Below are 20,259 nucleotides of genomic sequence, written 5' to 3'. Positions count from 1 at the left end.
GCAACTCAGAGTATGGCAACCGATTGGTTGCGTCAAGGGTCAGTGCCCGCCGGTGACCCGGAACCCGCGCGGGACCAGCCACACCGCGCCGACCGCGACCAGCGCGACGACGATCGCGGAGATGTAGGACGTCGTGGTGAGCGCGGTGTCGAACGCATGACTCGCGGCGTCGACGAGCTGGGTGTGCGCGGGTTCGGGCAGTTCGGTGGCCACCTCGTAGGCGCCGCCGACCGAGCCGCTCGCCTGCTCCACCTTGTCGGCCGGGACCGGCGGGTTCGCCATGTGCTGACTGAAGATCCTGGCGTGCAGACTGCCGAGCAGCGCGACGCCGAAACCCACCCCGACCTCGTAGTTGGTCTCCTCGACCGCACCCGCCTGACCGGCCCGATCGGCGGGCACGGCGCCGACGAGGACGGCCGCCGCCGCGGTCACCGCCATGCCGTCACCGAGCCCGAACGAGACGAGCACCAGCGCGACCACCGGATAGGTCGTCGGCTCCGGGCTCACCGCCAGCAGCAGGAACCCCAGCGACACCGCGCCGAGGCCGACCCCGAGCACCGCGCGGACGCCGAACTTGTCCATGAGCATCGGCGTCAGCAGCGAGGCGGTGAGCAGCGTGAGGGCCGCGGGCAGCATCCGGATGCCTGCCTGCGACGGGCTGTAGCCGTGGACGTATTGCAGCCACAGCGAGACCAGGAACATGGCCGCGCCGATGGCCATCATGGCCAGCAGGGTCGCGACGGCGGCCGCGGTGAACGCGCCGTTGCGGAACAGGCGCACGTCCAGCAGCGGGTCGTCGGCGGTGAGCTGGCGGCGGACGAACCAGTACATCGCGCCGATACCGACGAGCAGGATCACCCAGTCGACCGGTCCCGCTTCACCTTTCGCGAGATGCTTGATGCCCCAGGCCAGGCACACGATGCCGATCATCGACAGCGCCGCCGCGAACCAGTCGAGGCTGCCCGCCTGCGGCGCCCGGTATTCCGGCAGCACCCACAGCCCGACCACCACCGTCACCAGGACCACCGGCACATTCAGCCAGAACGCCGAGGACCAGCCGAAGTGCTCGACCAGGAAACCGCCGATGATCGGCCCGACCGTGGCACCGACGCCTGCCACCGCGGCCCAGATCCCGATGGCCATCGTGCGCTCGCGCGGGTCGGTGAAGATATTGCGGATCAGCGACAGCGTCGATGGCATCACCATCGCGCCACCGATCCCGAGCAGCACCCGGCCGCCGATCAGCTGGGCCGCGCTGCCCGCGGTCGCCGCGACCACCGAGGCGATGCCGAAGAGCACGAAACCGCTGATGAACAACAGCTTTCGGCCTACCCGGTCACCGAGCGCGCCCGTGGTGATGAGCAGCCCGCCGAGCACCAGACCGTAGATGTCGATGATCCACAGCTGCTCGAGCGGACCCACCTGGAGATCGTCGATGAGCGAGGGCAGCGCGACATTGAGAATGGTGGCGTCCATCGCGACCAGCAACAGGCTGGCGCACAGCACCCCGAGCATCACCCACCGGATGGCACCGTAGGTCTTCGTCGTCTCGCTCACCATGCCGCCTCACCGCCGATTCCTGGTCGTGACCGGTTTCCGGATCCGTGGCGCTCGATCCGCTGCTCAACCTACCGAGTCGGCGGCGGTTCCGACCGGAGCGAGCGCGGCGGCGCAGCGCACGCTCAGCGTTCGGGCAGCACCGCGTCGATGAGGGTGCGCGCGGCCCGCCCGGTGCGCTCCCGGTCACCGGTGATCACCCGATCCTGGATGATGCCGCGCAGCCCCGAGACGAGCAGGGTGGCGACCACCTCGGGATCGCTCACCAGGCCCGACCGGCGCAGCGCGGCGGCGAGTTCGGCGACGAAGGTGGCGATGGCCGCGTTCGCGTAGTCCTGATACGGCGAATCCGGCGCGCACGCCGCGCCGAGCACCTGGAGCAGCACCCGCACGCTGTCGGCCTCGGCGCCGTCGGTGTTCAGGTCGAAGAAGCCGAGGAGCCTGGCGCGCAGCCGCGTCACCTCGGTGACGTCGGCGAAGACCGCGGCCAGGTCGGGGCGCTGCGTCGCCAGCGCCTGGACCAGCAGTTCTTCCTTGGTGTCGAAGTAGTAGATGAGCATGCGCGAGCTGGTGCCGAGCGCGGCCGCCAGCGGGCGCAGCGACAGCTCGGCCAGGCCGTGCGCGGCGATGTACGCCACGACGCCGGCCAGCAGGTCGGCGCGTTTGCGGTGGTCGAGGGGACGAGCCATGGGTTGACTGTAGCGACTGCTACAGGTATTCATGACGGCGTGACTGTACCGATCGCTTCAGAAACTCGGCGCGGCGTCGTGGTGACCGCGTACGCGGCGACCACCGCCCTCGCCGACACCATGGACGAGACCTGGTCGCGCCTGCTGCGCGGGGAGAGCGGAATCCGCGCGCTGGCACCGGAATTCCTCGCCGAGCACGACCTGCCGGTCCGGATCGGCGGACCGCTGGTCACCGCGCCCGACGCGGAGCTCACCCGGATCGAACAGCGCAGGCACTCCTACGTCGAGCGGATGGCACTGGTCCTCGGCCGACAGGTCTGGCAGGCGGCGGGCGCGCCGGAGGTCGACCCCGAGCGGCTGTCGGTGGCCATCGGCACCGGGCTCGGCGGCGGTGACGCGCTGATCGATGCCGTCGACGCGATGCGGGCGGGCGGCTACCGCAAGGTCTCGCCGCTGGCCGTTCCGATGGTGATGCCCAACGGCCCCGCGGCCACTGTCGGACTCGAGATCGGTGCGCAGGGCGGTGTTTTCGCGCCGGTCTCGGCCTGCTCGTCGGGGTCGGAGGCGATCGCGCACGCGTGGCGGCTGATCAGTACCGGCGAGGCCGACGTGGTGGTCACCGGTGGCGTCGAGGGCCATATCGACCCCGTTCCCATCGCGGGTTTCGCGATGATGCGGGCGATGAGCACCCGCAACGACGAGCCGGACCGCGCCTCGCGGCCGTTCGATCGCGACCGCGACGGCTTCGTCTTCGGCGAGGCGGGCGCGCTGCTCGTCCTCGAATCCGAACAGCACGCGCGAGCCCGTGGGGCGCGGATCCACGCGAGGGTGCTCGGCGCCGGCATCACCTCCGACGCCTTCCACATCGTGGCCTCCGATCCGGCGGGGGCCGGGGCGGCGCGCGCGATGCGCAAGGCGATTCGGACCGCGGGCCTGCGGGATTCCGACATCGACCACGTGAACGCGCACGCGACGTCGACCTCGGTCGGCGACGCCTCCGAAGCCACGGCCATCACCGCGGTCACCCCCGACGCCTCGGTGTACGCGCCGAAATCGGCGCTCGGTCATTCGATCGGTGCGGTGGGCGCGCTGGAGTCGGTGCTCACGGTTCTGAGCCTGCGCGAGCAGATCGTCCCGCCCACACTGAATTTCGACCACCCCGACCCGGCGGTCGAACTCGACATCGTCGCGGGCACGGCCCGCCCGCAGCGCATCGACTACGCGCTCAACAACTCGTTCGGTTTCGGCGGGCACAACGTCGCCCTGGCGTTCGGAAAAGCGTAGCGGCGCCGCCGATCACGCCTTGTCGAATCTGGTGTCGACGAAGGAGGCGAAGTCGACCTTGCCCGGGATGGCCTTGGCCGCGGTGAAGGCGTCGGCGATCTCCTGCTCCGATGCGATCACCTGATCGGTGAGCTTGATCGGCTCCTTGATCGAGCGGGTCCAGGTGGTGCGGGACGCGTCGACGCTGATCTGGGTGAGTTCGGCGTACTTGGTCGACCAGGTGTCGAGGTTGTCCGAGGACCACTTGGTGGCGGCGGCGTAGCGCTGGAAGAAGTCCGCGATCGCGGCCGACTTGCCCGCGTCGGCCACGGCGTGCTTGCCCGCGGCCCAGAAGTTGTAGCCGTTGGCGGCCTGATCGGCGGTGGCGATCGGCTTGGCGCCGATCTCCTTCTCGGCGATCGCGGTGTAGGGATCCCAGGTGGCCCAGGCGTCGACGTCGCCGCGGGTCAGCGCGGTGTAGCCGTCGGCGGGCGCCAGGTAGACCGGCTCGATGTCGCCGAGCGACAGGCCCGCCTTGCGCAGCTGCAGCAGCAGATTGGCGTTGGCCGAGCTGCCCTTGTAGACGGCGACCTTCTTGCCCTTCAGCGCCGCGACGGAGCCGATCGAGGAGTCCTTGCCGACCAGGATCGCGTCGCCCTTGCCGGTCGCCGAGAGCGCGCCGACGATCTTGATATCGGCATCGGACGCCGCACCGAAGATCACCGGGGTGTTGCCCGTCTGCGCGATGTCGATGCCACCGGCGCTTGCCGCCTCGACCAGCGGCAGGCCCGCGGTGAAGGTGGAGAACTCGATCTTGTAGGGCAGGTTCTCCAGCTGTCCGGACGCCTTCAGCAGCACTTCGATCGAGATCGCCTTCTGGTCACCGACTTTCAGCGTGACGGTGCTCAGGTCGACCGGGCCCGACGGCGCGGCGTCGGTCGCCGCGTCGTCCCCGCAGGCGCTCAGCGAGAGCGCGGCGACGACGGCGAGGGCGAGCCCGGCCAGGCGGGACTTCGGAGTGCGTTTCACGGGAACAACTTTCGTGCGGGGGTGGAAATCTCAGTGGGTGACGCCGAGCAGGGCCAGCAGGCGCGTCGCGTACTCGGCGACCTCCGGCGCGGCCGCGGTGCGCGGTCGCGGCAGCTCGATGGGCACCTCGGCGGCGATGCGGCCCGCGTCGAGGACCAGGACGCGGTCGGCCAGGGTGATCGCCTCGAGCACGTCGTGGGTCACCAGCAGCACACCGAACGCGTGCTGGGCGTGCAGGCCGAGCAGCAGCTCGTGCATGGCCAGGCGGGTGAGCGCGTCGAGGGCGCCGAAGGGCTCGTCGAGCAGCAGCAGGGTCGGCTCGGCCACCAGCGCGCGGGCCAGCGCCGCGCGCTGGGCCTCGCCGCCGGACAGGGTGAGCGGCCAGGCGTCCGCGCGCCCGGCCAGGCCGACCTCGGCGAGCAGATCACGCGCGGCCCGCTCGTCCGCGCGCCGGTTGCGCGGCTTCGGCCTGCCCAGCGCGACATTACGGACCACCGGCTGCCACGGGATCAAGCGCGGTTCCTGGAACACGATCGTCGGCCTGCCCGCGCCGGAAATCGCACCGCGACCGGCGGTATCGAGTCCACCGAGGATGCGCAGCAGCGTGGACTTGCCCGAGCCGCTGCGCCCGACCAGCGCGACGATCTCACCCGCACCGATCTCGAGGTCGATCCCGTCCAGCACCGTCCGGTCACCGAACTTCTTGCCCAGAGCGGTGATTCGGGTGGCGGGGGCGCGGTCGGCGGACTTGGCCGAGATGGGTGTGACTGCGGCGGCGGTCATGACGGGATCCTCGCGGTAGAGCGGCGACGGGTGGCGGGCCTGCCGAGGGCCGGGACGGGGTGGGTCCGGCGATCGGCGCGGGGAGCGGGGGCGGACATCAGCGCTGGACCGCCGGGCGCCAGCGCAGGGCGCGGCGTTCGAGCAGGCGCACGATGGAGTCGGTGGCCAGGCCGAGCAGGCTGTAGATCACCAGGCCGAACACCACGATGTCGGTGCGCAGGAATTCGCGGGCGTTGTTGACGACGAAGCCGAGACCCGCGCTGGCATTGATCTGTTCGGCGACGATCAGCGAGAGCCAGGCGATACCGAGACTCTGCCGCACGCCGACCAGGATCTGCGGCAGCGCGCCGGGCAGGATCAGCAACCGCAGCCGTTCGGCCAGGCCGAGTCGCAGGGCGCTGCCGAGCTCGAGCAGCTTGGGATCGAGCTGGCGGATGCCGGCGAAGGTGTTGAGGTACAGCGGGAAGAACACACCGAGGGCGATCAGGTAGACCTTCGGTTCCTCACCGATGCCGAACCAGATGATGAACAGCGGGATCAGGCCGAACAGCGGGATCGTGCGGATCATCTGCAACGGCGGATCGACCGCGTACTCACCGATCTTGCTCAGCCCGGCCAGCACGCCGAGGGCCAGCGCCAGCACCGCGCCGAGCACGAAGCCGTAGAGCGCGCGCTGGCCGGAGACCAGCAGCGCTTCCCCGAGCTGACCCGAGCGGAAGGTCTCCAGCCCCGCGTCGAGGACGACCGAGGGGGCGGGCAGCTTCTTGGCCGGAATCCAGCCGCTGGTGCTGCCGATCTGCCAGATCAGCAGCAGCACGACCGGCGAGAGCGCGCGCAGGAAGCCGGAGCGGCGGTACAGCGGGATCCGTCGCTCGTCGGTTTCGGTGGGGCTCGCCAACAGCATTCGTGCATGGTGCCCGGCCGCACGGGTCGCCCGACAGGGTTCGGATCAGCTCGAGGATTTCTCGGCCCGCGCCGAGATCTGCTGGACGGCCCAGCCGTTGCCGTCGGGATCGCTGAAGAAGACGAAGCCGACATTGTCGAGCGGATGCGGTGTCGGCCTCGGGTTCTGACCGAGTGACTGCACCTCGGTGACCTCGACCCCACGGGCCACCAATTCGGCGTGCGCCCGCTCGATGTCGGGCACCACCAGCTGGAGCCCCTTCAGCGAACCGGGCGGCATCTCGGGCACCGCGCCCTTGCCGATGACGATCGAGCAGCCCGAGCCCGGCGGGGTGAGCTGCACGATGCGCACGTCGTCGGAGATCACGGTGTCGTGGTCGACGACGAAGCCGAGCTGATTCGCGTAGAAGTCCTTGGCCCGGTCGATATCGGAGACCGGGACGATGACGACTTCCAGGGTCCAGTTCACGGAGTGCCTCCCGAGGTGTGGTTCGGTCACGCGGTGGTGCCGAGTCTGCCATCGGCACCGGCTCGACGCGGGCTGAACAGGCTGTTCACAGCCTGCGCTCCCAGCGCCAGGCGTATTCGCCCTCGGCGGGCGGCGGACCGGGGAGGTCGCCCTCGGCCGTCATGCCGTCGAGCAGCAGGGCCAGCACCCGCTGGCGGAGCTCGGCGGTGCGCACCGGATCGGGCATGGTCACCGCGGCGCACGCCTCCAGCAGCAGCCCGACGTCCTGCGGATCGAAATCGGCCCGCAACCGGCCACTCGCGTGTGCCCTGCGCACCAGCTCCACGCCCGCCTCACCCGCGTGGATGACGTCGGGCAGCATCGAATCGTCGGGGGTGAAGGTGCCGGCGAGCTTCACCGTCAGCGAGTGCACGTCGGCCTCGACCACCCGTTCCAGGAAGCCGACGAAGCCGCGCCAGCCGTCCGGATCCGCCAGTGCCGCATCGGCTTCGGCGTTGAACCGGCGCAGCCCCTCGTGGCACAGCGTGCGCAGCAGCACCTCCTTGCTCGGATAGCGCCGGTAGAGGGCGCTGATGCCGACGCCGGCGCGGTCGGCGACGGCCGCGATCGGCGCGGTCGGATCGTCCAGGAAGACGGCGCGGGCGGCGTCGAGGATGAGTCCGTTGTTGCGCGCGGCCTGCGCCTTGCGGCCGGACAGGCGGGGCTGAGCTGCGGTTTCGGTCTGGTTCGGCATGAATCCCAGAATACCACTTGAAACGGAATGATCCGTTCTGCTACGTTTGGAACAGAACGAAGCATTCCGTTTCGAAAACAAGGAGTCGACATGACCGCCACGGCCACCATCACCCCCTTCCGCATCGACGTGCCCCAGGCGAAGCTCGACGACCTCGCCGCCCGCCTGCGCGGCGCCCACTTCCCGGACGAGCTGCCCGGCGTCGGCGACGCCTACGGCGTCCCGGCCAACCGCATCCGCGCCCTCGCCGAGTACTGGCTCGAGGAGTTCGACTGGCGCGCACTGGAATCCGAGCTGAACGCGTACCCGCAATTCACCACCGAGATCGAGGGCGAGAACATCCACTTCCTGCACATCCGGTCCTCGCGGGCCGACGCGACGCCGGTGATCCTCACCCACGGCTGGCCGGGCTCGATCCTCGAGTACCTGGACGTGATCGCCCCGCTCACCGAGCCGGAATCGGCCGAGGATCCGGCCTTCCACCTGGTCATCCCGTCGCTGCCGGGCTTCGGTTTCTCCGGCCCGACCCGCAGCACCGGCTGGAACCGCTACCGCACCGCCCGCGCCTGGGCCGAGCTGATGGCGCGCCTCGGCTACGAGCGCTACGGCGCCATCGGCAACGACGGCGGCTCGATGGTCTCCCCCGAGCTCGGCCGGATCGCGCCCGAGCAGGTGCTTGGCGTGCACGTCACCCAGCTGTACTCGTTCCCGTCCGGCGATCCGGCCGAGTTCGAGGGCCTCTCGGAGGCGGATATGGCCGCGCTGGCGCACCTGCAGTGGTTCCACGAGAACAAGATGGCCTTCAACACCCTGCACAGCCAGCAGCCGCAAACCCTGGCCTACGCCCTGGCCGATTCGCCGGTCGGGCTGCTCGGCTGGAACGCGCAGCTGTTCGGCGAGTCGATCGACGCGCGGTTCGTCGTCGCGAACATCGCGCTGTACTGGCTCACCGGCACCTCGGGCTCGTCGCTGCGGTTCTACTACGAGGACGCCCACGCCACCGAGCACCCGACCGAGCCGACCACGGTGCCGACCGGGCTGGCCATGTTCGCCGGTGACTTCCAGTCGATCCGCCGGTTCGCCGAGCGCGATCACAGCAATATCGTCAGCTGGAATTCCTACGACACCGCCGCCGCGACGGGCGGCGCGAACGACGCGGCCGGACACTACGCCGCGCACGAGGCGCCCGAGGTGCTGGTCGGCGACATCCGCCGATTCTTCGCCGGCCTCGCCTGATCCGGCTTCGGTGCCGCGGCCCACGCTCCCCTCATCGGCGCGTGGGTCGCGGCCCATTCGAATCATGCACCAGCGCAGTGTTATACGCGCACCAAAGAACGCAATCAGTGATGCTCGTGCAGGTCGCCCCAGGCCGGGAAGGGATCGGCGAAGCCGGCCCACCCGGCCGGACCAGCGGCGAACTCCGCGTCGGTGAGCAGCGCGGCGTCGAGGGCGCGCCGGACCGCGGACGCGTCCAGGCGCACGCCGATGAACACGATCTCCTGACCGGCGGGCACGTCCAGCGACGACCACCACGCGCCCGGCTCGAAGGTCAGGTTCGGACCGGCCTGCGACCAGATCGCGGCCAGCTCGGGGCGGCTGGCGATCCAGCAGAATCCCTTGCTGCGCAACATCCCCCGCAGCCCAGACAGCGCCTCGGCCAGCCGGTCCGGATGGAACGGACGATCGGCGGTGTAGGTGAGGCTGCTGATCCCGTATTCCTCGGTCTCGGGCGTGTGACCGCCGGCCAGCTCCTCGGCCCAGCCCTCGGCCTCGGCGGCCACCACCGGGTCGTACCGGCCGGTGGCGAGCACCTCGTCCAGCTCGACCACGCCCTTCTCCGTGCGCAGGATGTGCGCCCTCGGGTTGAGCCTGCGGACGGTGGCCTCGACGGTGGCCGAAGCGTTCGCGCTCACCAGGTCGGTCTTGTTGATCAGCAGCACGTCGGCGAACTCCACCTGGTCCACCAGCAGATCCGCGATGGTGCGGGTATCGCCCTCGCCCGCTTCGAGTTCCCGCTCGGCCAGCGCCTGACCCTTGACCAGCTCGGCCAGGAAGGTCGACGCGTCGACCACGGTCACCATCGTGTCGAGGCGGGCCAGCTCGCCGAGGCGGAAGCCGTCCTCGAACTCCCAGTCGAAGGTCGCGGCCACCGGCATCGGCTCGGAGATACCGGTGGACTCGATCACCAGCTGGTCGAACCGGCCGTCGCGGGCCAGCCGGGCGACGGCCTCGATCAGGTCCTCGCGCAGCGTGCAGCAGATGCAGCCGTTGGTGAGTTCGACCAGTTTCTCCTCGGTCCGGTCCAGGTGGCCCTGGCCCGCGACGAGCGCGGCGTCGATATTGACCTCGCTCATGTCGTTGACGATGACCGCGACCCGGCGGCCGTCCCGGTTGGCGAGGATGTGGTTGAGCAGCGTGGTCTTGCCCGCGCCGAGAAACCCGGACAGGACGGTGACGGGCAGGTGCGCGGTGGGAGCGGAGTTGGTCACGAGTTAATGATAATGGTTTTCATTTGCTGTTCGCGGGTGGGGTCTCCGCACGGCGCGCCCGGTCGTAGGGTTGGGGCGTGAAGATGTTGCCGCTGACCCCCGATGGCCAGACCCCTGTTCGCGCGCTCACCATCGCGGGAACCGACTCCGGCGGCGGCGCCGGTATCCAGGCCGACTCGCGGACGATGGCGCTGTGCGGAGTGCACGCGTGCGTGGCGGTGGCGGCGGTGACCGTGCAGAACACGGTGGGCGTCAGCGGGTTTCACGAGATCCCGCCGCACATCGTGGCCGACCAGGTGCGGGTGGTCGTCCGCGATATCGGGATCGGCGCGGCCAAGACCGGCATGCTGGCCTCCACCGCGATCATCGAGGCCGTCGCCGAGGTGTGCCGCGAGGTCGGGATCGGGCGCGACGCGGCCGTGCCGCTGGTCGTCGACCCGGTCGCGGCGTCGATGCACGGCGACGCGCTGCTGCACGCCGAGGCGCTGGACGCCGTGCGCAACACCCTCATCCCGCTGGCTACGGTCGTCACCCCGAACCTCGACGAGGTCCGCCTGATCACCGGCATCGAAGTGGTCGACGACGCCACCGCCCGCAAGGCCGCCGAGGCGCTGCACGAGCTGGGCGCGCAGTGGGCGATCGTCAAGGGCGGGCACCTGCGCTCCTCGGAGTACAGCACCGACCTGCTCTACGACGGCGACACCTTCCGCGAGTTCACCGCGCCGCGCATCGCCACCGGCAACGATCACGGCGGCGGCGACACCCTGGCCGCGGCCATCGCCAGCGCGCTGGCCAACGGCTATCCGGTGCCCGACGCGGTCGCCTTCGCCAAGGAGTGGACCTACCGCTGCCTGGCCGCGTCCTACGATCTCGGCGCCGGCCACGGGCCGGTTTCGCCGCTGTGGCGGCTGCACACCGACGCCTAGCGTGGCGTCGCGAACTTGTCGGTGGGTGGGTTCATACTGAACCCATCGCACCCACCACCGGTTCCAACGACGCAGCCGGCGAGAACAACGGAGTTCGCCTCGGGCGCGAAGACTTTCAGCCGACGACGAACGCGTCGCGCAACGGTCGCGACGGATCGATCCTGACTCCGTTGAACCGTGCGTGCGCCAGGGCCAGCGCCGAGATGCTCTCGGCCAGATAGTCGACGAATCGCTCCACCGGCATCGCCGAGACCTCGCGCTGATTCGCGCCGAGCCACCAGTCCGTGGCCGAGGCCACCGCGCCGAAAATCGAATAGTTCACCAATTCGATCCCCGCCACGTCGATCGATTCGGTCGGCAGCAGTTCGGCGAAGAATTCCGCGGCGCGGCGTGCCGATTGCCTGGCCGCGACCAGCGCCCGTTCCGTTTCCTTGGCCTGCTGGCTGAAATGGCTGTGCAGCATGAACCGGAAGACGTTCGGATGCTCGGAGACGACGGCCACGTATTCGGCGGCCGCGCGCCGGACCAGGTCGGCGACGGAATCGTCGGTGAGATTCACCCCGCTGAGCATCCGCTCCCACAGCATGTCGCGGACCCGGTCGACGATCGCGTTGTAGAGATCGGTCTTGTCCTCGAAATGCCGGTAGAGCTTCGGCTTGGCCGCGCCCGCCTCCTTGGCGATATCGCCCATGCTCACATCGGGGCCGACCCGATCCAGCGCGCGGAACGCGGCGTCGACGAATTCGATCCGGACCTGCACCCGGTGTTCGCGCCACCGTTCCGTCCGCGCGTCGACACGACGGACCGGCTCGTCTGCTTTCCGGTAACCGCGTGTCACGGTCAGCAGCTTATTGGCGTGGTCGGCCTGGGTGCTGCGCGGGGCAACATTTGCCGGACCGGCAACCTTTCTTGCGGAATTGCCGCGGGTGCCCGCACCATCGAATCGTCTACGCGTCCGCCGACCGACAGGAGCCCCGATGACCGAGACCGCGCCCACCCCCGAACAGTTCTGGGAGGACTTCTACCGCGAGCGGGACCAGATCTGGACCGGTAACGCCAACAAGACCCTGGTCGGCGAGGCCACCGAGCTGACGCCGGGCACCGCCCTCGACCTCGGGTGCGGCGAGGGCGGCGACGCGATCTGGCTGGCCCGGCAGGGCTGGCAGGTCACCGCGGTCGACGTCTCCGCGACGGCGCTGGAGCGGGGCGCGCGGCACGCGGCCGACGCGGGCGTTCGCGTCACCTGGGAACGCCACGACCTGCAGACGAGCTTCCCGGCGGGCACCTTCGACCTGGTCTCCGCGCAGTTCCTGCACTCGCCGGTGGAACGCCCCGACGAGCGCGCGACCATCCTGCGCCGGGCCGCGGCCGCCGTCGCACCGGGTGGCTCGCTGGTGATCGGCAGCCACGCGCACTGGCCGACCTGGGTCACCACCCCGCCGCACGACGTGTCCTTCCCGACCATCGAGCAGATGCTCGCCCAGCTCGACCTCGGCCCCGAGTGGCACGTGGAGACCGCGGGCCTGATCACGAGTCCGTCGAAGAGCCCCGACGGCGTCGAGGGCGAACGCGCCGACAGCGTGCTGCGCGTGCGGCGCGGCTAGTCGGCGGCCGCCTTGGGCAGCGCGTCGCCACCGCTTCGGCGGGACAGCAGATAGAGCACCCACATGACGATCGGCAGCAGGATGTCGGTCCACAGCGGGACGCCGATGTTGTACGGCTTCGTGTTGTCCTCGGCGATCCAGAAGTAGATGTGCCCGGCCGCGTCGCCCCAGTACTGAATGGTCAGGACGACGATCGTGCACAGCCAGAAGTGGCCGCGGAACCAGTAGGCCATGATGCCGACCACGCCGATGGCCAGATCGCCCATGGCGTTCTCCCATTGGAAGCCACCGTCGCCCCGGGTGTAACCGATCTGCTCGGCGACATTCGCGCCGTCGAAGATGTGCGCGGCGGCGCCGAGCACCGAGGCGATGCCGACGACGGCCACCATCCACCAGACCAGGTGGATATCGACCGCGCGGCGGCCGGGCTGACGCCGGCTCTGGACGAACGCGCCGACGAGGGCGACCAGCACCGCGATGATGGTGGGCATCGCAACGCCTCCGACTCGGTAGTCGAGCACTGTTCCAGCAGGTAGTCGAGCCTTTCCAGTGTAGCGGCCCGGATCCCCAGGAACCTCCCAGCTCTGTCCCAGCTCGGTGGCAGCGCCGCCGTCGATGGTAGGTTCCATGACCCAGACCGAGGCCGAGCCACAGCCCACGCAGAGCCGCCGCGCGCCGGTGCTCGACGTGGTGATTCCCGTCTACAACGAAGAGACCGACCTGGGCGTGTGCGTGCGCAGGCTGCACGCCTACCTGCGGGACGGGTTCCCGTTCACCGCCCGGATCACGATCGCCGACAACGCCAGCACCGACGCCACCCTCGAGGTCGCGCGGCTGCTGGCCGCCGAGCTCGACGGCGTGCAGGTGCTGCACCTGGACGCCAAGGGCCGCGGCCGGGCGCTGCGGGCGGCGTGGGCGGGGTCGGACGCGACGGTGGTCGCGTACATGGACGTCGACCTGTCGACCGATCTGAACGCGCTGCTGCCGCTGGTCGCGCCGCTGGTGTCCGGTCATTCCGACCTCGCGATCGGCACCCGGCTCGACGCGTCCTCGCGGGTGGTGCGCGGACCCAAGCGCGAGATCATCTCCCGCTGCTACAACCTGCTGCTGAAGACCACCCTGCGCGCGCACTTCTCCGACGCGCAGTGCGGTTTCAAAGCCGTGCGCACCGATGTCGCCCGTGAGCTGCTGCCGCTGGTGCGCGACGGGGAATGGTTCTTCGACACCGAACTGCTGGTCCTGGCCGAACGCGCCGGCCTGCGCATCCACGAGGTACCCGTCGACTGGATCGACGATCCGGACAGCCGGGTCGACATCGTCGACACCGCCCGCAAGGACCTGCGCGGCATCTGGCGGCTGACCAGGGCGCTGGCCACCGGCGCGCTGCCGTTGGACGAGCTGCGCGCCGCCGTCGGCCGCGAACCGCTGGTGGCGGGCGTGCCGCTCGGGATGGTCGGGCAGCTGGTGCGGTTCGCGATCGTCGGCGTCCTGTCCACGCTCGCCTACGTGGTGCTGTATCTGCTGCTGCAACCCTTCGTCGGCGGGCAGGGCGCGAACCTGGTGGCGTTGCTGGTGACCGCGGTCGGCAATACCGCCGCCAACCGGGCCTTCACCTTCGGGGTGCGGGGACGTGGTGACGCGATGACGCACCAGTTCCAGGGCCTGGCCATCTTCGCGTTCGGCCTGGCGATCACGAGCGGTTCGCTGTTCGCGCTGCACCGCTGGGCACCGGCGGCACCCGTCGCCGTGGAGCTCGGCGTCCTGATCGCCGCCAATCTGCTCGCGACGCTCACCCGATTCGTCGGACTGCGCTGGGTGTTTCGGAACGCGACCGTAGAGGCCGTCACCGCCGAGCCGTCGCGACGCGTCTCCGTGGAGGCGAACCGATGAGCACTACGCCGTCCCCCGTCGGCCGAGGCCACTCGTCCCCGCAGGCGATCACCGAGCCGATCACGCGCATCGGTGATGTCGGGTCCGACCGCGCGACGATCACCGCCGAGCGGGCGGATTCGGCACCCGGCAGTTCGGAGGTTTCCCGATGACCGCCACGATCGCGTCACCGCGGACAGCGAGCACCGTGCCCGACCCCGCGCCTCGACCCCGCTGGGAACTCCCGGCCTTGGCGGTTCTGCTGCTCGGCACCACCGTCGCCTATCTCATCAATCTCAGTGCCAACGGCTGGGCCAACGACTTCTATGCCGCTGCGGTGCAAGCGGGTTCGCGGTCGTGGGAGGCGTTCTTCTTCGGCTCGTCCGACGCCGCCAACTCGATCACCGTGGACAAACCACCCGCCTCGCTGTGGGTGATGGAACTGTCGGTGCGGCTGTTCGGGCTCAACAGCTGGAGCATGCTCGTGCCGCAGGTGCTGCTCGGCGTCGCGACGGTCGCGGTGCTGTGGGCTACCGTGCGCCGATCCTTCGGCCCCGCGGCGGGTCTGATCGCGGGCACGGTGCTCGCGGTGACACCCGTCGCGGTGCTGATGTTCCGGTTCAACAACCCCGACGCCCTGCTGGTCCTGCTGATGACCGCGGCGGCCTGGGCGATGACCCGCGCCGTCGCCGACGGGCGCTGGCGGTGGCTGCTGCTCACCGGCGGCCTGATCGGCTTCGGCTTCCTGGCCAAGCAATTGCAGGTGCTGCTCGTCGTGCCCGCGCTGGCGCTGACCTACCTGTTCGCGGGCCCGCCGCGGCTGGGCAAGCGGATCGCGCAGCTCTTCGCCGCGGGCGCCGCGATGGTGGCCGCCGCGGGCTGGTGGCTGCTGACGGTGGAGCTGTGGCCCGCCGACCAGCGACCGTGGATCGGTGGGTCGCACGAGAATTCGATCATCGAACTGACCCTCGGCTACAACGGGCTCGGCCGGTTGAACGGCAACGAGCGCGGCAGTGTCGGCCCCGGCGGTGAACTGCCCGCCGGTGGCAACGGCATGTGGGGCAGCACCGGGATCACCCGGCTGTTCGAGCCGGCGCAGGGCGGTCAGATCGCCTGGCTGATCCCGGCCGCGCTGGTCGCCCTGGTCGCCGGACTCGTGCTGTGCGGGCGGGCGCCACGCACCGACCGGCGCCGGGCCGCGCTGATCCTGTGGGGCGGTTGGCTGCTCGTCACCGGCCTGGTATTCAGCTACATGGCGGGGATCTTCCACCAGTACTACACGGTGGCCCTCGCACCCGCCGTCGCCGCCTTGATCGGCATCGGCGCGGTACAGCTGTGGGGCGCACGCGACCGGCTGTGGGTCCGCCTGACCTGCGCCCTCGCCATCGGCCTCAGCACCGCCACTGCGTGGATACTGTTGTCGCGCAGCGCTTCCTTCCAGCACTGGTTGCGCTGGACCATCCTGGCCCTCGGCGTCCTCGCGACCATCGCAGCGGCCTTCCCGCTGGCCCGCAGACAAGCGCTGATCGCCGCCATCGCCGCCACCTTCGTCGGCCTCGCCGGCCCCGTCGCGTACTCCATCGACACCCTCGCCACCGCGCACTCGGGTGCGATTCCGTCGGCCGGGCCGAATGCCGGTGGGATGCACGGGTTCGGGGGTCGTGGTGGGCCTGGTATGCGGCCCGGGGGTGATGGACGGATGGGCGCGATGCCGGGGACCGACGGTGCGAATTCGTCAGGTGGCGGCGCCGCGCAGGGTGGTCAGCTGCCGGGTGGCGCGAACGCGCAGGGCGGCTTGCCGCCGGGTGGCGCCAACGCGCAGGGCGGCTTGCCGCCGGGTGGCGCCAACGCGCAGGGCGGCTTGCCGCCGGGTGGCGCCAACGCGCAGGGCGGTCTGCCGCCGGGCAGCGCGAACACGCAGGGCGGCTTGCCGCCGGGCAGCGCGAACACGCAGGGCGGTCTGCCGCCGAGCGGTGCCACCGCGCAGGGCGGTCTGCCGCCGGACGGCGCCAACACTCAGGGCCGTCAGCTGCCGGACGGTGCCAACGCACAAGGCGGTCTGCCCTCGGGCGGCGCGAATACGGAGGGCGGCGGTATGCCGTCGAGTGGAGCTACGGGTGGCGGTACGCAGTCGGACGGTGGTGCGGCCCAGCAGGGTGGTGCCGGTGATCAGATGATGGGTGGGCCCGGTGGGCTGCTCGGTGGCTCGCTTCCGAGCGAGCGGATCGTCAGCCTGCTCGAGCACAACGGCGAGAACTACACCTGGGTCGCGGCGACGGTCGGTTCCAACAGCGCCGCCGGATACCAGCTGGCCACCGAACTGCCGGTCATGCCGATCGGCGGCTTCAACGGCAGCGACCCCTCCCCCACCCTCGAACAGTTCAAAACCTATGTCGCCGAAGGCAAGATCCACTACTTCGTGGCGGGTGGCCGGGGTGGCCCCGGCGGGAACAGCGAGTCGACCAGCTCGGCCATCACCGCCTGGGTGACGGCGAACTACACGGCCACCACGGTCGACGGCGTGACACTGTACGACCTCACCCAACCGAAGTAACCGGCAGGCCGAACGCCCACAGCCGCAAGCACACTCGAGGCAGGGCCGGTCGGATCACAGCGATCCGGCCGACCCTGCCTAGATGCCGAGTCGACCAGCCCAGCCTCGGTACCGAGTCGTCGGCCCCGGTTTCACCGGCCACAGGCAAGTCGGCCCCCCGGTTTCGCCCGGCCGAGATGCCGAGTCGTCGGACCAGGTTTCACCCGCATGCAAGCCGGCCCCTCCGGTTTTGCCCGGCAGCGATGCCGAGCCGACCGGCCGGGCTTCGCCGGTGCCGCCCGCAGCGGGGCCGGCGTCGAGTATCCGGCCGCAGCCGAGAAACATGCTGCCCTGCAAGGCATGTCGGCTCGTCCGTACCCGCCGGACAGGCAGCGGCTCGGCAGTCGGTTGCCTTGGGGCACTGCGCTTCACCCGGCAACGACGGGCTCGCTCGCCGCGACCCATTCGGTGAAGGTCGGGCCCGCGAGGGTGGCGTGGGCGGACGGGAGGAGGGTGCCGTTCTCGAACTGTTCGCGGTCGGGGTTGGCGTTGTCGGAGACCTCGATGACCTGGCGGGCGTCACCGCGGGCCGCGAACAGGGCGGTGGCGGCGGTGGCCATCGTCTCCGGCTGGGGGCCTGCGATCTCGGGGAACGGGATGTCTTCGGCCGGAATCGGATTCGTCGCGAGGTCGACCAGTGCCTCGGCCACCGTGCGGGCGGCGACCAGCTGGGTGCGCATCGCGGGCAGGTAGGCGACCGCACCCTGGGTGCCCCACTGAGCCATCACCTCGACGAGTTCGTGGAACTGCGCGGCGCGCAGGATCTGCACGGGCACAGCCCCCTTCAGCAGTTCCTGCTCGTGGGCGAGCTTGGCGGCGTTGTACCCGGCGAGGGAGCCATCGATGCCGATGATGGAGACCACGACGAGCCGCTCGACCCCGGCCCGCTCGCCCGCGGCGTGCAGGTTGCGGGCCGAGGCGGTGAAGAACTCCGTCGCCACCTGCTGGTCGGCCGACGGGGTGCTGGACGCGTCGATCACGAGGTCGACGCCGGTCAGCGCCGCGTCGAGCCCGGCGCCGGTCTCGATATCGACTCCGTTCGCGCGGGAGAACGCGACCACCTCGTGGCCGCGCTCGGTCAGCACGTCCACCACGTGCTTGCCCAGCCTGCCGGTCGCCCCCGCCACCGCGATCTTCTTCCGCTCACCCATGATCCGCTCCTTCTTCGCTTCTTTCGCGTTCACAGAGACGACGAAGCGGGGGCGGGGAGTGTGACATCAGGATGATCCGAGACTCCCGCGTGGCGCTACCCAGCGGTGATTGAGGTCGACGACCGAGGCGACGGCTTCGAAATCGGCGTCGTAGTGGACCAGGACCAGGCGGTGTTCGACCGCCAAGACCGAGGCGAGCAGGTCGTGGATGCCGACCGATCGGTGCCGGCCAGTGCGCGCCAGTTCCCGCTGAACCACGAAAGCACTGTGCCAGTGTTCGTCGTTCGTGGGCAGGTACTCGTAGACCGCCCGCCGCCGAAACCGGATCTCCTCGTAGTCCGCGGGGCTGCGGGCGCTGTAGAGCGCCTCCGAATCGAGCGCGGCGCACGTCGCAACCAACCCCGCCTTGATCAGCGGAGCGAGTTCGGCGGCGACTTCCGGATGACTCATGCGCGCGGAAGCGCTCGTATCGAGCAGGTAGCGCGCCGTTATCGCCATACGTCGTCGCGCCGATCCTTGTCGGCCATCTCGGCCATACCCCCGTTGATCAACCACTCGACTTCACGGGCACGGGCGCGAGCCACCACGGCCGAGTTCAACGCGGCGCGAACGGTATCGGAGACGCCCGAAGTGCCGAGCGCGGCTTGCGCGGACTCGAGTAGTTCGTCGTCGATCTCGATCAGCCGTTTGGTCATGTCACAGTCCCTCGATATATCCCCCATGCCGGAAGTATATACAGATAACTGCGCAGGTCACAAGGGTTGATCGGCGGTGTGCAGCGCCGCGTGCAGGGTGGATGCCCACTGGTCGACGATCAATTTCCGTCGCGCCGAGTCGTCGGTGAGGACATCGGCCAGCCCGAGCCCACGGGCCAGGTCGAGGGTCGCCTGGACCAGGTGATGGTTGACCGGATCGGAGTCGTCGACACCGAGCGCTTCGACCGCACGCCGGTGCGCGATCCGGCCGAACCTGGCCTCGAGCGGGACGATGCGTTCGCGCAGCGCCGGGTCGGCGGCGGCGTGCGTCCACACCTGGAGGGCCGCCTTGAACAGCGGCGAGGTGTAGGACTCGACCAGCCCGGAGACGACGGCGCGGGTGCGGCCGACACCCTCGGCGACCTCGCTGATGGCGGCGGCCTCGGCGGCCGACTGATCCATCCTGGTGTCGAACATGTACTCGAGCGCGCCGGTGATCAGGTCTTCCCTGGTCGGAAAATGATGCTGGGCGGCACCGCGCGACACCCCGGCCCGTTCGGCGACCACCGACACGGTGGCGGCTGCCCAGCCGGTCTCGGCCAGGCAGTCGATGGTCGCCTCGAGCAGCCGCTGCCGGGTGGCCCGGCTGCGGTCCTGCTTGGGTTCGTGGGGTGTCGCCATCGGACTATTGTGCCCAGCTGGGCGGGCGCTTCTGGAAGAAGGCGGTCATGCCCTCGATCACCTCGGGGGTGCCGAAGAAACCGGCCGAGCGCTGTGCGAGCTCCTCGGCCTCGGCGTCGAAGCGCGCGAGCAGGGTCGCGTTGACCAGCTTCTTGGACTCGGCCAGCCCCTGCGGCGAACCCTTGCGCAGCTCGCCACACAGGCGCTTCACCTCGGCGGCGGCATCGGCGGCCGCGATGGTGACCAGACCGATCTCCCGCGCGGTCGCGGCGTCGAACTTCTCGCCGGTCAGGAAGTAGCGGCTCGCCGAGCGCTGGTCCATGCGCGGCACCAGGGTGAGCGAGATCATGAACGGCGCCATGCCGATGCGCACCTCGGTGAGGGCGAAACTGCTGCCGGGCCCGGCCACGACGAGATCGCAGGCGCCGATGATGCCCATGCCGCCGGCCCGGACATTGCCCTCGATCTGGGCGACGACCGGCTTGGGCGAGGCGAGAATCCCGCGCAGCACGTCGATCATCACGCGGGTGCGCTGATCGGCCGCGGTCGCCGGATCGGCGGTGCTCGCCTCCTTCAGGTCGGCGCCCGCGCAGAACGTGTCGCCGGTGTGTGCCAGCACGATGCCGCGGACGGCGGGATCGGTGTTCGCCGCGTCCAGTCCGGCCAGCAACTCGCGCACCAGCTTCGACGAGAGCGCGTTGCGGTTGTGCGGGGAATCGAAGGTCAGCGTGGCGAACCCGTCGACGACCTCGTAGCGGACGAACGGTGTTTCCGTCGCGTCACTCATCGGGACTCCTGTTCATCCGGGAGGAACGGCGGCCGCCC

21 protein-coding genes are annotated in these 20,259 nt (G+C 70.1%); 6 read left to right on the top strand and 15 right to left on the bottom strand.

Features of this window, described 5'->3' with window-relative positions; all coding sequences use genetic code 11:
• Positions 1-39: 39 nt before the first annotated feature.
• Together AB0H54_RS02820 and AB0H54_RS02815 are read right to left on the bottom strand one after the other, a co-directional pair.
• Entirely contained in the window at positions 40-1,560 is a 1,521-nt protein-coding gene (locus AB0H54_RS02820; RefSeq protein WP_357342324.1) for an MFS transporter, read from the bottom strand.
• A 122-nt stretch (positions 1,561-1,682) separates the two neighbouring features.
• Positions 1,683-2,246, bottom strand: a complete 564-nt coding sequence (locus AB0H54_RS02815) for a TetR/AcrR family transcriptional regulator (RefSeq protein ID WP_357342322.1) — start codon at positions 2,244-2,246, stop codon at positions 1,683-1,685.
• 39 nt (positions 2,247-2,285) lie between these two features.
• Between AB0H54_RS02815 and AB0H54_RS02810 the strand changes: the two genes are divergently transcribed.
• The gene (locus AB0H54_RS02810) at positions 2,286-3,530 is read left to right on the top strand and encodes a KasA/KasB family beta-ketoacyl-ACP synthase (protein WP_357342320.1); all 1,245 of its coding nucleotides are present in this window, start codon (positions 2,286-2,288) and stop codon (positions 3,528-3,530) included.
• Positions 3,531-3,542: 12 nt separating this feature from the next.
• On the opposite strand, the gene AB0H54_RS02805 is transcribed toward AB0H54_RS02810, so the two are convergent.
• From AB0H54_RS02805 to AB0H54_RS02785, 5 genes are all read right to left on the bottom strand, one after another.
• Positions 3,543-4,538: an ABC transporter substrate-binding protein gene (locus AB0H54_RS02805; RefSeq protein WP_355274451.1), complete on the bottom strand. Its 996-nt coding sequence runs from the start codon at positions 4,536-4,538 to the stop codon at positions 3,543-3,545.
• 30 nt (positions 4,539-4,568) lie between these two features.
• A complete protein-coding gene (locus AB0H54_RS02800; protein WP_357342318.1) occupies positions 4,569-5,321 on the bottom strand; it encodes an ABC transporter ATP-binding protein in 753 nt (250 codons plus the stop codon).
• 97 nt (positions 5,322-5,418) lie between these two features.
• Positions 5,419-6,225, bottom strand: coding sequence for an ABC transporter permease (locus AB0H54_RS02795; RefSeq protein ID WP_357342316.1), 807 nt, complete (start codon positions 6,223-6,225; stop codon positions 5,419-5,421).
• Between the two features lie 45 nt (positions 6,226-6,270).
• Positions 6,271-6,693, bottom strand: coding sequence for a VOC family protein (locus AB0H54_RS02790; RefSeq protein ID WP_355274459.1), 423 nt, complete (start codon positions 6,691-6,693; stop codon positions 6,271-6,273).
• Positions 6,694-6,778: 85 nt separating this feature from the next.
• On the bottom strand, positions 6,779-7,426 hold the full coding sequence (locus AB0H54_RS02785) for a TetR/AcrR family transcriptional regulator (protein ID WP_357342314.1): 648 nt from the start codon (positions 7,424-7,426) through the stop codon (positions 6,779-6,781).
• A 90-nt stretch (positions 7,427-7,516) separates the two neighbouring features.
• Here AB0H54_RS02785 and AB0H54_RS02780 point away from each other — a divergent pair, with 90 nt between their 5' ends.
• A complete protein-coding gene (locus AB0H54_RS02780) occupies positions 7,517-8,662 on the top strand; it encodes an epoxide hydrolase family protein (RefSeq protein WP_357342313.1) in 1,146 nt (381 codons plus the stop codon).
• A gap of 104 nt (positions 8,663-8,766) precedes the next feature.
• On the opposite strand, the gene AB0H54_RS02775 is transcribed toward AB0H54_RS02780, so the two are convergent.
• Positions 8,767-9,915: a GTP-binding protein gene (locus AB0H54_RS02775; protein WP_357342312.1), complete on the bottom strand. Its 1,149-nt coding sequence runs from the start codon at positions 9,913-9,915 to the stop codon at positions 8,767-8,769.
• 77 nt (positions 9,916-9,992) lie between these two features.
• Here AB0H54_RS02775 and thiD point away from each other — a divergent pair, with 77 nt between their 5' ends.
• Positions 9,993-10,841 carry a bifunctional hydroxymethylpyrimidine kinase/phosphomethylpyrimidine kinase gene (thiD, locus tag AB0H54_RS02770; RefSeq protein WP_357342310.1) on the top strand — a complete coding sequence of 283 codons (849 nt, stop codon included), beginning with the start codon at positions 9,993-9,995 and terminating at the stop codon, positions 10,839-10,841.
• A gap of 115 nt (positions 10,842-10,956) precedes the next feature.
• Here thiD and AB0H54_RS02765 read toward each other — a convergent pair whose 3' ends face one another.
• Complete coding sequence (locus AB0H54_RS02765; RefSeq protein ID WP_357342308.1) at positions 10,957-11,838, bottom strand: TetR/AcrR family transcriptional regulator; 882 nt, start codon at positions 11,836-11,838, stop codon at positions 10,957-10,959.
• Here AB0H54_RS02765 and AB0H54_RS02760 point away from each other — a divergent pair.
• Positions 11,819-12,445, top strand: a complete 627-nt coding sequence (locus AB0H54_RS02760; protein ID WP_357342307.1) for a class I SAM-dependent methyltransferase — start codon at positions 11,819-11,821, stop codon at positions 12,443-12,445. The genes AB0H54_RS02765 and AB0H54_RS02760 overlap by 20 nt on opposite strands.
• Here AB0H54_RS02760 and AB0H54_RS02755 read toward each other — a convergent pair.
• Positions 12,442-12,936: a DUF6790 family protein gene (locus tag AB0H54_RS02755; RefSeq protein ID WP_357342305.1), complete on the bottom strand. Its 495-nt coding sequence runs from the start codon at positions 12,934-12,936 to the stop codon at positions 12,442-12,444. The two genes, AB0H54_RS02760 and AB0H54_RS02755, sit on opposite strands and share 4 nt — an antisense overlap.
• A 136-nt stretch (positions 12,937-13,072) precedes the next feature.
• Between AB0H54_RS02755 and AB0H54_RS02750 the strand changes: the two genes are divergently transcribed.
• Entirely contained in the window at positions 13,073-14,335 is a 1,263-nt protein-coding gene (locus tag AB0H54_RS02750) for a bifunctional glycosyltransferase family 2/GtrA family protein (protein WP_357342304.1), read from the top strand.
• A gap of 148 nt (positions 14,336-14,483) precedes the next feature.
• The gene (locus AB0H54_RS02745; RefSeq protein ID WP_357342302.1) at positions 14,484-16,868 is read left to right on the top strand and encodes a glycosyltransferase family 39 protein; all 2,385 of its coding nucleotides are present in this window, start codon (positions 14,484-14,486) and stop codon (positions 16,866-16,868) included.
• A 407-nt stretch (positions 16,869-17,275) separates the two neighbouring features.
• On the opposite strand, the gene AB0H54_RS02740 is transcribed toward AB0H54_RS02745, so the two are convergent.
• From AB0H54_RS02740 to AB0H54_RS02720, 5 genes are all read right to left on the bottom strand, one after another.
• A complete protein-coding gene (locus tag AB0H54_RS02740) occupies positions 17,276-18,058 on the bottom strand; it encodes an NAD(P)H-binding protein (protein ID WP_357342301.1) in 783 nt (260 codons plus the stop codon).
• Between the two features lie 66 nt (positions 18,059-18,124).
• On the bottom strand, positions 18,125-18,556 hold the full coding sequence (locus AB0H54_RS02735; protein ID WP_357342300.1) for a PIN domain-containing protein: 432 nt from the start codon (positions 18,554-18,556) through the stop codon (positions 18,125-18,127).
• Positions 18,547-18,753: a type II toxin-antitoxin system VapB family antitoxin gene (locus tag AB0H54_RS02730; RefSeq protein WP_189025116.1), complete on the bottom strand. Its 207-nt coding sequence runs from the start codon at positions 18,751-18,753 to the stop codon at positions 18,547-18,549. Before AB0H54_RS02730 ends, AB0H54_RS02735 begins: the two co-directional genes overlap by 10 nt.
• A 57-nt stretch (positions 18,754-18,810) precedes the next feature.
• A complete protein-coding gene (locus tag AB0H54_RS02725) occupies positions 18,811-19,434 on the bottom strand; it encodes a TetR/AcrR family transcriptional regulator (RefSeq protein ID WP_357342298.1) in 624 nt (207 codons plus the stop codon).
• A gap of 4 nt (positions 19,435-19,438) precedes the next feature.
• Complete coding sequence (locus AB0H54_RS02720; protein WP_357342297.1) at positions 19,439-20,221, bottom strand: enoyl-CoA hydratase family protein; 783 nt, start codon at positions 20,219-20,221, stop codon at positions 19,439-19,441.
• Positions 20,222-20,259 lie beyond the last annotated feature (38 nt).

Origin of the sequence: Nocardia sp. NPDC050718, from assembly GCF_040654235.1 — a bacterium.
Classification (GTDB): Bacteria; Actinomycetota; Actinomycetes; order Mycobacteriales; family Mycobacteriaceae; genus Nocardia.
This window is presented reverse-complemented; position numbering and strand designations above follow the sequence as displayed.